This window comes from Lacticaseibacillus saniviri JCM 17471 = DSM 24301 (assembly GCF_001311785.1).
Classification (GTDB): Bacteria; Bacillota; Bacilli; order Lactobacillales; family Lactobacillaceae; genus Lacticaseibacillus; species Lacticaseibacillus saniviri.
On sequence record NZ_BBBX01000010.1, the window covers coordinates 22,476 to 35,545 of the forward strand.

General features: G+C 47.7%; 12 protein-coding genes and 3 pseudogenes. 4 read left to right on the plus strand and 11 right to left on the minus strand.

Annotation, left to right across the window (positions count from 1 at the left end):
• Positions 1–155: 155 nt before the first annotated feature.
• The 11 genes and pseudogenes from JCM17471_RS06420 to yycF all read right to left on the minus strand — a co-directional run bounded on the left by JCM17471_RS06420 (position 156) and on the right by yycF (position 10,175).
• On the minus strand, positions 156–596 hold the full coding sequence (locus tag JCM17471_RS06420; RefSeq protein WP_054777262.1) for an Hsp20/alpha crystallin family protein: 441 nt from the start codon (positions 594–596) through the stop codon (positions 156–158).
• Positions 597–686: 90 nt separating this feature from the next.
• Positions 687–1,022 carry a hypothetical protein gene (locus JCM17471_RS06425; protein WP_054777263.1) on the minus strand — a complete coding sequence of 112 codons (336 nt, stop codon included), beginning with the start codon at positions 1,020–1,022 and terminating at the stop codon, positions 687–689.
• 207 nt (positions 1,023–1,229) lie between these two features.
• Entirely contained in the window at positions 1,230–1,634 is a 405-nt protein-coding gene (locus tag JCM17471_RS06430; RefSeq protein ID WP_054777264.1) for an iron-sulfur cluster biosynthesis family protein, read from the minus strand.
• Positions 1,635–2,239: 605 nt separating this feature from the next.
• Positions 2,240–3,574 (minus strand): S1C family serine protease, encoded by a 1,335-nt coding sequence (locus JCM17471_RS06435; protein ID WP_054777265.1) that lies wholly within the window; start codon positions 3,572–3,574, stop codon positions 2,240–2,242.
• Positions 3,575–3,670: 96 nt separating this feature from the next.
• Complete coding sequence (locus tag JCM17471_RS06440; RefSeq protein ID WP_054777266.1) at positions 3,671–3,964, minus strand: hypothetical protein; 294 nt, start codon at positions 3,962–3,964, stop codon at positions 3,671–3,673.
• A gap of 70 nt (positions 3,965–4,034) precedes the next feature.
• Entirely contained in the window at positions 4,035–4,325 is a 291-nt protein-coding gene (locus JCM17471_RS06445; protein WP_054777267.1) for a hypothetical protein, read from the minus strand.
• Positions 4,326–4,547: 222 nt separating this feature from the next.
• Positions 4,548–5,357 carry an MBL fold metallo-hydrolase gene (locus JCM17471_RS06450; protein ID WP_054777268.1) on the minus strand — a complete coding sequence of 270 codons (810 nt, stop codon included), beginning with the start codon at positions 5,355–5,357 and terminating at the stop codon, positions 4,548–4,550.
• A gap of 91 nt (positions 5,358–5,448) precedes the next feature.
• Positions 5,449–6,246, minus strand: coding sequence for a two-component system regulatory protein YycI (locus JCM17471_RS06455; RefSeq protein WP_054777269.1), 798 nt, complete (start codon positions 6,244–6,246; stop codon positions 5,449–5,451).
• Positions 6,247–6,249: 3 nt separating this feature from the next.
• Positions 6,250–7,569 (minus strand): YycH family regulatory protein, encoded by a 1,320-nt coding sequence (locus JCM17471_RS06460; RefSeq protein WP_054777270.1) that lies wholly within the window; start codon positions 7,567–7,569, stop codon positions 6,250–6,252.
• Positions 7,559–9,451: pseudogene (walK, locus tag JCM17471_RS06465) on the minus strand (cell wall metabolism sensor histidine kinase WalK). The gene JCM17471_RS06460 and the pseudogene walK overlap by 11 nt, the downstream one beginning before the upstream one ends.
• Before the next feature lie 11 nt (positions 9,452–9,462).
• Positions 9,463–10,175, minus strand: a pseudogene (gene yycF / locus JCM17471_RS06470) (response regulator YycF).
• A 104-nt stretch (positions 10,176–10,279) separates the two neighbouring features.
• On the opposite strand from yycF, the gene JCM17471_RS06475 reads away from it, so the two are divergent.
• The 4 genes and pseudogenes from JCM17471_RS06475 (at position 10,280) to JCM17471_RS06485 (ending at position 13,061) form a co-directional block, all read left to right on the plus strand.
• Positions 10,280–10,930 (plus strand): alpha/beta fold hydrolase, encoded by a 651-nt coding sequence (locus JCM17471_RS06475; RefSeq protein ID WP_054777271.1) that lies wholly within the window; start codon positions 10,280–10,282, stop codon positions 10,928–10,930.
• Between the two features lie 153 nt (positions 10,931–11,083).
• Positions 11,084–11,898, plus strand: a pseudogene (locus JCM17471_RS16480) (FAD-dependent oxidoreductase); the annotation flags it as partial.
• On the plus strand, positions 11,890–12,351 hold the full coding sequence (locus tag JCM17471_RS16485; RefSeq protein ID WP_369395818.1) for an oxidoreductase dimerization domain-containing protein: 462 nt from the start codon (positions 11,890–11,892) through the stop codon (positions 12,349–12,351). The pseudogene JCM17471_RS16480 and the gene JCM17471_RS16485, both read left to right, overlap by 9 nt.
• Positions 12,352–12,437: 86 nt before the next feature.
• Complete coding sequence (locus JCM17471_RS06485) at positions 12,438–13,061, plus strand: hydrolase (RefSeq protein ID WP_054777272.1); 624 nt, start codon at positions 12,438–12,440, stop codon at positions 13,059–13,061.
• The last annotated feature ends 9 nt before the right edge of the window (positions 13,062–13,070 follow it).

Sequence of the window (13,070 nt, forward strand, 5' to 3'; positions counted from 1 at the left end):
CCTTAGTTTGCTCATTACTTAATATCTTAATTATAATGATTCCAAACTAGAAAGTCTACCTTTAAACCCATAAACAAAAAACGCACTGTCAACAACCCAGCTAGGTTGTTGACAGTGCATTTTTGGATGATGCGTGTTTAAACGTCAAATTCAAATTAGTTAATGTCAATTTGGTGTGTGCTTTCTGGCTTACCAGTCAGTTTTGGCAATGTGACTGTCAAAACACCGGCGTCATAAGCAGCGGTGATAGCACCTTCGTCAACGTTAGGAATCCGGTAGCTGCGGCTCATCCGGCCATAGTTACGTTCACTCATCAACAAGTTGCCTTCTTCATCTTCATGATCGGTGAAGTCATCCTTCTTAACACTGATGCTCAAGACATTATCTTGATAGTTGAGTTGGATATCCTTCTTATCGATCCCTGGGACATCAACCTTAGCAATATATGCCTTGTCTGTGTCCTTAATATCTGTTTTCAGCACGCGATCCCCAATTGGATTTTGTGTTGGCAAGAAACCATCAAAGAAACGCCGACCCATGTCACCAAAGACAGGATCTGTTAACCAATCGTTACGCCGTGATAAATTGTTTGCCATATTGAAAACTTCCTTTCTTATAAGGGATGCTCCCTTGATTACGAATCTATTATAACACCTTTTAGCACTCGTGCAAGTAGAGTGCTAATCTTACGCGCGAATTTCATCGATCACGTCGAGTAAATTCGTTGCTGCTGTCTTATAGGCAGGCATATCATTACCAAACTTGGCATTGAAGCCTTCCAAACCGTCTGCTGCGAACGCATATTCATAGGCATAGACAGCTTGATAAGCGGCCGTGAACTTAGCCAACAGCGCATCTTGCTTATCCAATTGCAGTGCCAATTGAATCATCCGCATATCAGAGTAACCCAATTCAAACTGAACCGCCCAAATCCGAATGAACTCATGCTGTGCTTCAATATGAGCATAGTGGTGTTGTGTGTTCCATGCTAATTGATCAAGTGAACCTTGAATATCTAACATAAGATCGCCTCCATTACCTCTATTCATACACGCATTCTCAAAAAAGTGAAATATTTTGCTTCCTAATATAGGCCATCTTTTTGCACCGAAAATTATCAATCAATTATTTTCATTAATAAACGCCCACAATCAAAAAAAGAGCTACGACAAAACCCTTTCGGGTCGTCACAGCTCTTTTGTCACAACTTCTTAATCAGTCGCAATCGGCTAGCAAATCTTGCCGCCCAAGGACTTCATTTCTTCACGTAACTTATTCTCTTCTTCAGTTGGTGCTTGGTATTGTTCAACCATTACGGCACCATCGAGGATCCCACTGTCATCCTTCAATGCTAAGGAAGCATTCTTGAAGTCGAGTGTTAAGCCATTAGCCAAGTACATGGTTTCAGGCATTGCGGTGGTAATGTTTAAACCGGCATCGTTATCAAGGGGCAGAGAGTATTCTGCATCAGCTTGATCGGAAACCACCAATTGGAACTTATTCCCAATGGCACAGGAACCGCCTAATTTAGAGAACTTGCTTGAACCATCATCGAGCGCGAGGAAAATGTGGCTGGATGGGGTTACCTTCTTGTCCAAATATGCTTTTGCTTGATCCTTAATTGCGATTTTCATCAGCGTCACCCTTTTTTCTTTAAATTTAGATTGCGCACAATCTATTTACAAGTTCTATATTACTCACTTAATATCAGTAAGTCAAGTTGAGGGCTTCTTTTTCTGAAAATAGGGCAATCACATCTTATCCCCACGAATTATCCACACCAACTTTTAGTGAATACCAAATATGGTAGTCACATAAAAACCTGACACCAGATTTTGCATCGAAGAATTGCAAGAATTTTTTTAAGCACCAACGTTTATCCACACTCAAATAATGTTCGCCTCACCGCTGTAACCGCGCGCAATCCCGCCAGAACCCCACAAAACATACGTTCCCACACGATAAAAAAACTTATGCACATACTATCCACATCCTGTGGATAACAAAATCAACACCCTAAAAATCTAGTTATGAACAGTATCCACAGAGTTATCCACAGTTTGCTCGTGATTTTATCCCCGCTGACTTTCCACATCCCCAGGATGAACACTGAACATTCGGCTAAAAATCGCGTCCTATTATCTGGATAACAATCACCTTCTCTGTTTAGTCCCCGTGCTGGACACAAAAAAGCAGCTGTTCCCAAACATTGGAAACAACTGCTTTTCTGATAGTTCGACTAGTTCTTTGTCGTCTGTGATTCAGACAATTGACTGGTTGTTTGTGTCAACTTGAGACTGACACTCTGCTTCTTACCGCCACGGTAATAATGCAAGGTGACTGTATCACCAATCTTGTGCTTGTAGAGTGCGGTGTGCAGATCTGCCAGGCCTGTGACGTTGGTATTATCGACGCCCACAATCACATCATATTGCTTGAGACCGGCTTTCTTAGCGATACTCTCGCTGGTAAAGCCCGCAATGACAACCCCGCCGGTCACACTAGAAGGCAGCTTCAGCACGGATTGCTGTTGGGTTGCTGTAACAGATGAGAGATCACGCACGGTGACCCCCAATGCAGGGCGAACCACTTTACCATTAGCGACTAATTGATTGATGATCGTCACAACTTCATTACTTGGAATGGCAAAGCCCATCCCTTCAATCGTTGCGGTGCTGCTATCTGAACTCCCTGTCGATAACTTCATGGAGTTGATGCCGACAACCTGACCAGACAAGTTGATTAAAGCACCACCCGAATTACCGGAGTTGATGGCGGCATCTGTTTGGATGACCGTTGCTTGGCCAGTTGTCTGGCCGGTTTCTTCATCCTGCACGTCGATTGTCCGGCTCTTAGCGGAGACAATCCCTTGGGTCACACTAGAAGCATATTCAGAGCCCAGTGGTGAACCGATGGCCAGCACGGTTTGTCCAGCCTTGATTGCGTTGGAATCGCCGAAACTAGCCACGGTGTTAACCTTGCTGCCGTCGATACTCAAGACAGCTAAGTCACTGACGGAATCCGTACCGACTAATTTGGCCTTAATCTTCGTCCCATCACTCAAAATCACTTCGAGTTCATCGGAACCAGCGACAACGTGATTATTGGTGACGATGTAGGCTGTGCCATCCTTCTTTTGATAGATGACACCAGAACCTTCACTGTATTCCTCGAGGCTACTGCTGCTACTCTTATTCGAGTTAGAGTTGGACGAGCTACTGCCGCTACCACCAAATAGATCACCGAAGTCATCGAGCCCACTGCTTGTGCTCTGTGCTTTTTGCAAGTTGACCACGGAAACAACCGCGCCCTTCACCTTGGCAAATGCCGTCTCAGAAGCGCTGCTCTGGTTTACAGACACGTTAGAAACCTGTGTGGTGCCCGCAGACTTGGTTGTGTTAACGACGCCCAGGTCTTGCCCCTTTTGGGAAAAGCCCCAGTATGCGGCACCACCACCGACACCGCCACCGATCAATGCTGCGACGAGCGCGACGACCATCGTCTTTGAACCGCCGCTACGCTTTGGTCCAGAAGTATTTGGTCCTTCTTGAAAATTATGTGATTGGTTATCCATGAAATGGTCCCTCCATCGATTTCATTTATTGTATATTTTTACTATAACCACAGTATTTGACGAAATTATGAACAAGGCCTGATTAATTCGGGAAACTCAGCCCGTATACCCTCTAAAGAGGCCAATATTGTCCCACCATTTAGTCTTGGTAAGAGCGTCGAGTTTATCCAAGTCGTCATTGAAGATCGTGGGGTATGGTTTGTGCGGCTTAATGCTCGCTACTTGAATGTCACCGATCATACTGTTCACAAGGGGGGATACTCCCTTTTTATCGATTGCAACATAGGTTTGTCCCAATAACAGCTTGATGTCACTGTACTCGTCACCTAGAGCATCATGCATCTCCTTGATCAATGCCTTAGCGGCGGCCTTTTGTTCTGCCTGTTTCATTTCAATCACCTCAACCCACTTTTAGAGTCCTCGATAGCGTTATGCCAGAAAGTTAAGCCCACACCCCTTGCTATGAAGGCCAAATCCGGACAGTAAAATTGTTCCACCATTTCGTTCTCGTGAGCAATTTCAACTGTTCCAAGTCATCGTTGAAAACTTTCGGGTAGGGTGTATGGGGTTTCGTACTTGCAACTTGAAGGTTCCCGATCATTTTGTTCACGCGTGGTGAAATTCCTTGTTTATCAATGGCAACATAGATTTGCCCAAGTAATTGTTTGATGTCACTGTACTCGTCACCCAGAGCATCGTGCATCTCCTTGACCAGCGCTTTAGCTTTCGTTTCTTGTTCCACTCGTTTCACTTTAATCACCTCAACCCACTTTTACCGCCAGTATACACCAACATTTACATCACCTAAAATAAAAGGAATGCCAAAACCACTCAACATCTGAATCGCGATGATTTTTTCACGAAAAATAGGCCTGTGACAGCACCGCTGGGGTGATCACAGGCCTATTTATATATTTTTGATTGTTTCGTGAGTCCCGTTAGTGCTCGATTGCTACACGGGTCTTGTCGCGCTCTAAACAACAAACAATTCGTCCGCCACTTCAGGATCAGTATCATAGATGTTGAAGTCGTGACCGACACCCAGCCCCTGTTCCTGCAACATTGACGCCATAGTGATGTGAGCCAACGATTTCACGTTATTGTGTGGTGAAAGGTGGCCCAGGTAGATGCGCTTGGTTTCAGGTCCAATCACATCCATCACCGCGTTTGCGCCATCTTCATTGGATAAGTGACCGCGATCACTCAGGATACGCTGCTTGAGCGACCAAGGATAAGGCCCCATCCGCAACATTTCGAGATCGTGGTTGCACTCCATCACATAGGCATCCGCATCACGAATCGTCCCAACCACGCGATCGGACACGTAGCCAGTATCTGTGAGAATCGCAAACCGCTTGCCAGCATGATAGAACTGGTAGAACTGTGGTGCCGCCGCGTCATGGGAGACCCCAAAGCTCTCGACATCCAAATCGCCGAGCGTCTTCACAGTGCCCATCTCAAACAGCTGCAGCTGATCGGGTGGAATTACCCCCGTCGAGTGTGGCAACGCGTTAAACGTGCCCTCATTGGCATAAACGGTCAATTGTGGATACCGGCGTGCTAACACACCAGCGCCACGAATATGATCCGTGTGTTCATGGGTGAGGAAGAGGCTGTCGACATCTTTCAGATCACGCCCAATGCTCTGCATTAATTGTTCCAATTTTTTACCGGAAAATCCCGCGTCGACTAACACCTTGTGCTGTGGTGTCTCGATATAAGTGGCATTACCCGTGCTGCTACTTGCCAAGACACTGACCCGCATTCCAAAATCATCACTCATGATTAATTGCCATTCCCTTCACTCGAATTACTACCAGCTATTCTAGCACGTTTTGTGTTCCTACAACAGCGAACCTCTCTAATGCCTGTCCTCACTGGTTAGGTGTCTTGATGACAGCCTTCGTAATCGCGTTGATCTTCTTCACTGTGACATTACGTGAATTCCGGTTCTCGATACCGACAAACCAGGCAGGCACATAAACACTGCTGCCCTTAGCATCCAGCAACCAGGTGTACCCCAACTTGGTCCACAACACCTTGGAATTGTTCAAGATATCGTTGTCGCGATACAACTCAATCACGGCGTCCTCATTGCTGACAAGCTTGATGCCATCGCGCAGAATCTCGGGCTGGGCCGTGTACATCTGGGTGTAGCCCATCACCCGATTGCCTTCAACGCGCACATATAACATCGCGCGGTCGTCATAGATGGCGCCTTCTTTGAACTTCTGTGCAAAGGCATAGATGTTCTTGCTGGACAGACGCTTACTGTAGCTATACTCCGAACCAAACAGCACGTTGTGGTTACCCTTCATCCACTTCTCAATCGTTGCCACTTCTTCGCCCTTTTTAATGGCGACCGTGGGCGTGAGGTTACTGGTTAGCACTTGATGATTGCTATCAAAACTAACAGATTGGCCCTGCAGTTGTCGCATATTTTGATACAACAACGTATTGGGCCGACTCGCAATATAGGCGCCTTTTGGTGTCTTATTGTTCAGTTCAGGCAGCGTGATTTGATCACGCTTAATTTCCGTAATCATCTGTGTGGTGGGTGCCTTGCTGACGGATAGTTCCACTTTTTGGCTCTGATAGAAGCTCACCCCGAGAAAAATATCCAGTGCCAAAAAGATGACTAAGAAAATCCATTCAATACGTCTAAAGTCCACTGGTTATCCCTCCTCACTGGTGTTTTTGAGCCAATCATTTGCCTGTTTGTAGACACCATTGATTTCGACATAGTATGCCGGTTGTAAGTCCACCACCAAGTCAGTCGCGGATTGCTTCATCCACTGATAACCCAGCACAATGTTGTTGATCTTGTTATTGGCATAACCTGCTGCATTCAGTTGTGCTAACAGGTCCACTGTGCTAGGCAACTTAACAGCACTCTGATCCGTTGGAATTGGCACCGTGACGTTATCGCTTGAGAAATCAACTTGCAGTGCCGTATCGTTATACGTCACCTTGACCGTGCCATTCTCGGTTTGGTTAAAAATTGGAAAACTCTGCACAAAACTGCGATAGGTGACGGCATGTGCCACGGGATCTAGCGCAAAGTAACGCATGGTGGTGACACTTGGGAGATCGAGTTGAGCCAGCGCCTTAAACGTCTCGGTGAACAACTTATCCTGCGCCTTTGGTGGATCAGGCATCGCGGTATTTTCATACTGCATCGCCCCAGTGGCGGCATTTGTCGTCAATCGATGGGTGGTGCCGACCGTATACACGGTTTCGTTGCCGAGCTCACGCGCATCAACACTGCCTCGCGCTTGCGCGGTTAACAGACTCGAAATGTAGTGATTGGCGCTTTGCCGATCCAGCAGGTATGCGTAAGGCCGCACGGACACTGGTTCAGTGAACATCGCCACCTCGCGATTCTTAAACCGCTGTTCGGTCATCGGTAATCCGGCTGTTTGGCCTTTTTTGATCACCGCCATCAATTTCTTCGTATCAACACCACGCAAGCGCGCCGTGTAGATCTGGCGGGTTTTATCGTTGACCAAAATAATCTGGGCCGCTGTTTGGGTCCGGATCAAGATTCGGTTGAACTGAAAATTCGTTTTGGTGCTGAGCGCCTTTTTGAAGAAGCGGCCATTGAACAGTGCAAATGGCACGCTATCGGCGTACACCAGCTGTAATGAATTCTTGCTGGTGATTAAGGCATTGTAGGCGGCCGTACTGAGCTTGGTATTGCTCTGAATCGGGCCCATCCTGCTACCTTTCAGCTCTTGTTGCAACTGACTCACAATATCGTGCGTCGCTACGGTCAAGAACTGTTTCTGTGCATCACCCTGGTAATAAGCAGACGTGGGCAGGTACACACTATTTTCTTGTGTCGTATTGGTTTTAATCGGAACTGTCGTCTGCACGGTACTGGTATCCTGCCGTTCCAAACGTGATGGATTCTGCAGGATGAGCCATGAGAAGACACCGCTGATGACGACGACTGTAATCAACGCAATGCGCAAGAGCCAACCACTAAGCTTCATCCCATTCACCTCCATCGTCTAATGGATCGTAAGGCAGTGAAATATAGAAGGTACTGCCTCGACCTTCCTGAGAATCGACCCAAATCCGGCCATTCAGTGCCTCGACAACTTCCTTAGAAATCGCAAGTCCCAGCCCGGTCCCACCTTGCTTCCGCGAACGCGCCTTATCAACACGGTAGAAGCGGTCAAAGATCTTGTTGAGATCCTTGCGTGGAATCCCCAAGCCTTGGTCACTGATTGAGAGGATGACGTGATTGTGCGTCTCGAGCAGCCGCGCGGTGATGACACCGCCGTCTGGTGAGTACTTAATCGCGTTGTTCAAAATATTATCGATCACTTGCATAAACTTATCGGGGTCCACTTCAACCCACAGATCACGACGCGTAATTTCACGCTTGATCGTGTACTGCTTGCGTTTCTCGGATTGATTGGCGGATGAGGCTTCACCGGTATGTTCATTATCGGTCTTCAACATCATGTCGAAGCGATCCAGAATATAATTGAAGAATTCATTCAAATTGAGGTATTCCAAATCGATTTTGCTGGTCCCTGAATCCAGGCGTGACAGGCTCAACAGATCATTGATCATCCGAATCATTCGATCCGTTTCTTCTTGTGTCACCTTCAAAATTGAGGTGCCACTTCGGATCTTGCCAAGCGCCATCGTTCAACGCTTCGATATAACTGCGCATGGAGGTCAGCGGTGTCCGCAATTCATGTGACACATTGGAGACAAATTCGCGCCGCTCACGATCGTTCTTCTGTTGCTCCGTGACATCATGCAGCACGGCAACCAAGCCAGAAATAAAGCCAGTTTCACGCTGAATCAGTGAGAAGTCGGCCCGCAGAATCAGGTCATGATCGGTCTGTTCGGAGAAATCGAGCAAGAGTTCCTGCTGGTTCTCCAACAAATCGCGCAAGGTGTAGTCCTTATCGATGTTCAACAACTTCAAAATCGAGACACCAATGGTATCTTCATTCTTGCGATTCAAGAATTCAAGTGCGGTTTCATTGATGATAATGACGTTTCCTCGACGGTCAGTCGCAATCACCCCGTCCGTCATATGGGCTAACACAGAATCGAGTCGTCGCCGCTCGGATTCGGACGCTTCTTGCGCCTCTTCAACCCGAACAGAGAGATTATTGACGGCAACCGCCAATTGACCCAGCTCATCTTGACCGTAGATGCGCACTTGACCGGAGTAATCCCCGCGCGCCATCCGAATCGCCTGTTTCTTCATTTCATCAATCGGTCGAGTGATCGCTCGACTGATGACGATTGAGATCAACGTTCCGAGCAACCCGGCAACCAGACTCGCAATCAAGAAGATTCGGACAATCTGATTGATGTTGTCGTAGACCGAGTTCATATTGACACTGATATAGACGGCACCCACGATATTCCCGGTGTCACCAGTCGTACTGGTACTCTTTAGTGGAATAATCTTGGTATATGCCGCCCCAGTCTTATCACCATACTCATAGCCTTCGTAGGTTTGACCGTTGTACAAGACGTTCTTAATGCTGGCCGAAGTCGCCTTTTGACCGACGCTCGACTGTTCATTGACGTTACTGTTACCACGGATGGTGCCCTTGGCATCGATGACTTGCACCTGCCCAGAATTAGCCACTTCCGCCTGACTGATTGTCGACTTGATATCGCGGTCACTGGTTTCGTTGCCTTCCTGCATCAGATCAGTGGCCAGCTTGTCTTGAATATAGGGATCGATATTGATGCTGGTCTTGAAGGTATCCACATTTGTTGTTCCAATGAGCGCACAAAATAGGCCCCGATGATTTCCACCGTGACCAATAGAAGCAAGATGAACACGATGGCAATCTTGAAGTGGATCGACTGAAACAGCCGAATCTTTTTATTCACTGACGTCGCCCCTATTCTGCTTCAGGATTCTTCAAAAAGTAGCCGACACCACGACGGGTGACCAACCATTCGGGATGGGAAGGATTGTCTTCGATTTTTCACGCAAGCGCCGCACGGTAACGTCCACCGTCCGTACATCGCCGAAGTAATCATAGCCCCACACCGTTTGCAGTAAGTGTTCACGGGTCATCACTTGGCCCAAGTGCCGCGCGAGGTAGTGCAGCAGTTCGAATTCACGGTGCGTCAATTCGATATTCTCACCGCGCTTTGAAACGGTATAAGCGTCGGGATGAATCGTGAGGTCGCCCACACTGACTTCCTTGTTCTCATCGTCTGCTTCGTTGCTGTTAGTGGCGTTGCTGGTTTGCCGACGCAAATTAGCCTTTACACGCGCTACCAATTCACGGTTAGAGAATGGCTTCGTCACATAATCATCGGCCCCGAGTTCCAGGCCTAATACTTTATCGATTTCAGAGTCTTTTGCTGTCAACATAATGATCGGTGTATCATGATCTTTGCGTACCTGACGTGCAACTTCAAGGCCATCAATTTTTGGTAACATCAGGTCTAAGAGAATCAAATCAGGTTCTTCAGAATTCACTTTAGCGATCGCTTCTTCACCATCATAAGCGGTCACGACATCATAGCCTTCTTTAGTTAAATTGAATTTCACGATATCTGAAATTGGCTTTTCGTCGTCGACCACGAGGATCTTTTTTGCCATTAATTTGGCCTCCTTGGGATAGTTTACTTCCCTATTATACTGGTTTCTGCAAAGAAGTGCGAACGCACCCCTATTTCCCGGAAAATAGACATTGGAGGAAATACATGTTTATCACAGTCAATCAAGTTCAACTCTACTACGTCAAAAGTGGTCACGGTCCCGCTCTGATCCTACTGCACGGCAACGGTGAAAATCATCATCTCTTCGATCAGTTGCGTCGCGAGCTGAGCACCCGCTACACCGTTTATGCACTGGACAGTCGGCGCCACGGGCTGAGCCAAGAAGCTCCCGTCAGCTACAATCTGATGATGCACGATGTTGCCGCCTTTATTCGCCGGTTACAGTTGGAGCGTGCCACCGTCCTGGGCTTCTCAGACGGCGGGATCGTGGCGCTGCTGCTTGCCATCCACTATCCCACCCGCATCAATAAGCTGGTTGTCGCTGGCGCCAACCTCACCCCGCAAGGCCTGCGCCGTTCGGCTCGTGCGCTCTTTGCGGTATCCGCCAATATGAGTCATGACCCCTTGATTCAAATGATGCGCAATGAGCCCAATATCTCCTTACGTGCGTTGAAGCGTATTCAAGCACCCACACTGGTATTAGCCGGCAGTCGTGATTTGATCGACCGCAAAGAAACCCTGCGCATCGCCGCCAATATTCCAAACGCCACACTGACCATCGTGCCACATGCCAACCACAGTAGTTATATCCGCGATAATGCACAGCTTTTACACCTGGTACAAGGGTTTCTCTAAGCTGGGCAAAGCAAATTACGTGGCATTGCCATTAAAGTTCGCTAGACTAAGAGAGTAGTCATTTCATTAGTCATACATAAGGGGGAAACACAAATGGATTTTGATGTGTTATTTATTGGTAGCGGCCAAGCGGCCTGGAATGGCGCCATCCCAATGAGCAAAGCGGGCTTGCGCGTCGGTGTTATCGAAGAAGGTCGCTTCGGCGGGGTCTGCACAAATCGCGGCTGTAACGCTAAGATTACGCTCGATCGGCCCGTTGAATTGATGCGCCAGGTGGAACAACTGCAAGGGCGCGGTTTTGATCAATTACCAACGCTCAACTGGCATGATCTTATGGCCCACAAGCATGAAGTCATCGATGGTTTGGCCTATGGTAACGAAATGAAACTGGCCGGTGCCGGCGTCACCAACATTATCGGCCACGCCACCTTTGTGGATGCCCACACCCTGCGCGTCAACGATAAGGATTACACCGCAGACAAAATCGTGATTGCCACTGGTCGTGTGCCACATCGCCTGGATATTCCTGGTAAGGAACTGTTACATGACAGTACTGATTTTCTGGTTCTCGAAGACATGCCTAAGCGCTTGACCATCATCGGTGCAGGCTACGTCGCATGGAATTTGCAACCATCGCCAATGCTTTCGGCGCTGATGTCACCGTCATCCTGCGCGGCAGTCGGGCATTACGTGATTTCTACGCCCCATACGTGGATACCGTCATTGCCGATCTGCGTGATCGTGGGGTGAAGTTCCACTATCAAACTAGCATTACAGCCGCAACCAAGCGCGGTGATGCCATCGAACTAACCGGTCCTGATGGCTACACACACACCACGGATTACGTCGTCGATGCCACCGGTCGCACAGCGGTCACAACCGACATGAACTGGGATCAAATCGGTCTCGAATACGATCCTGTGGCCGGTATCACAGTCGACGATCACCTCGAAACCAATGTGCCAGGTGTCTATGCCACGGGTGATATCTTGAATAAGCCACAACCCAAGATTACCCCTGTCGCTATTTTTGAATCTCAATACTTGGCACACCTGTTCACCAAGGAAACCAGTGACGCCATCGATTACCCAGCCATTGCCTACACTGTCTTCACCTCACCACGGATTGCGACAGTCGGTGTCAGTGCCGCAGAAGCGGAGGAATCCGATCAATACACTGTTGAACACTTCGATTACCAAAATGACTGGTTCCGCCAAGTCGGTAATGAAGTGCACGCGGGTGTTTCTGTGGTCTTTGATCGCGATCATCAACTGGTCGGTGCAACCAGCGTCGGCAACGATGCGGTTGAAACCATCAACGGCCTGACCGATCTGATTGAAGCGAAGACAACGCACGAACAAGTGGAACGTTTGATCTATATCTTCCCAAGTATTGCGCACAGTTATATGCGAAAAGTCTAAATCGTCGCCAATTTTGCAATTTAATTCTATAATGTTTTTGAAAAGCCGATAAAGCCTTTCCAATTTTATTTTAGGAGTGATTATTTATGACAAGTTTTCCACGTCGCGATCCCGCAACTGATATCCTGATGACACCAGAAAATACTGCATTATTGGTAATCGATTATCAACCAACTCAGATTTCGTCAATTGAATCGATGAATCATCACACCTTAATTCAAAATATTTCAACGACAATCAAGTTGGCAAAGGCTTATTCTGTTCCTATCGTGTTGTCCACTGTTAACGTTCAAAGTGGCCGCAACAAGGACACCATTCCCGACATCAAGCAACTCTTACCTGACCAACCAAGCATCGACCGTTCATCCATCAATGCATGGCAAGATGAACAATTCGTCGAAGCCGTTAAGGCAACTGGTCGCAAGAAGTTATTGATCGCCGCATTATGGACTGAAGCCTGCTTAACCTTCCCAACACTGGATGCCTTAAAGGAAGGCTATGAAGTTTATCCTGTTGTTGACGCTGTCGGTGGGACTTCCCTTGTTTCCCACGAAACTGCCCTGCGTCGAGTTGAACAAGCCGGTGCCCAACTCACAACCAATGCCCAAATTGCTTGCGAATGGCAACGTGACTGGAACCGGACAGACACCGTGCCCGATTTCGTTAAGATCTTACTCGAAGCCGGCGACTTCATTAACTTAGGTGACTAAGCTTTCGTC

Excerpts from the sequence above, each read along its gene's own strand:
- JCM17471_RS06430 (WP_054777264.1), bottom strand. The coding sequence starts at position 1,634 with ATGAAAATCGCAATTAAGGATCAAGCAAAAGCATATTTGGACAAGAAG.
- JCM17471_RS06475 (WP_054777271.1), top strand. The coding sequence starts at position 10,280 with ATGTTTATCACAGTCAATCAAGTTCAACTCTACTACGTCAAAAGTGGT.
- JCM17471_RS06425 (WP_054777263.1), bottom strand. The coding sequence starts at position 1,022 with ATGTTAGATATTCAAGGTTCACTTGATCAATTAGCATGGAACACACAA.
- JCM17471_RS06460 (WP_054777270.1), bottom strand. The coding sequence starts at position 7,569 with ATGAAGCTTAGTGGTTGGCTCTTGCGCATTGCGTTGATTACAGTCGTC.
- JCM17471_RS06440 (WP_054777266.1), bottom strand. The coding sequence starts at position 3,964 with ATGAAACAGGCAGAACAAAAGGCCGCCGCTAAGGCATTGATCAAGGAG.
- JCM17471_RS06485 (WP_054777272.1), top strand. The coding sequence starts at position 12,438 with ATGACAAGTTTTCCACGTCGCGATCCCGCAACTGATATCCTGATGACA.
- JCM17471_RS06450 (WP_054777268.1), bottom strand. The coding sequence starts at position 5,357 with ATGAGTGATGATTTTGGAATGCGGGTCAGTGTCTTGGCAAGTAGCAGC.
- JCM17471_RS06435 (WP_054777265.1), bottom strand. The coding sequence starts at position 3,574 with ATGGATAACCAATCACATAATTTTCAAGAAGGACCAAATACTTCTGGA.
- JCM17471_RS06420 (WP_054777262.1), bottom strand. The coding sequence starts at position 596 with ATGGCAAACAATTTATCACGGCGTAACGATTGGTTAACAGATCCTGTC.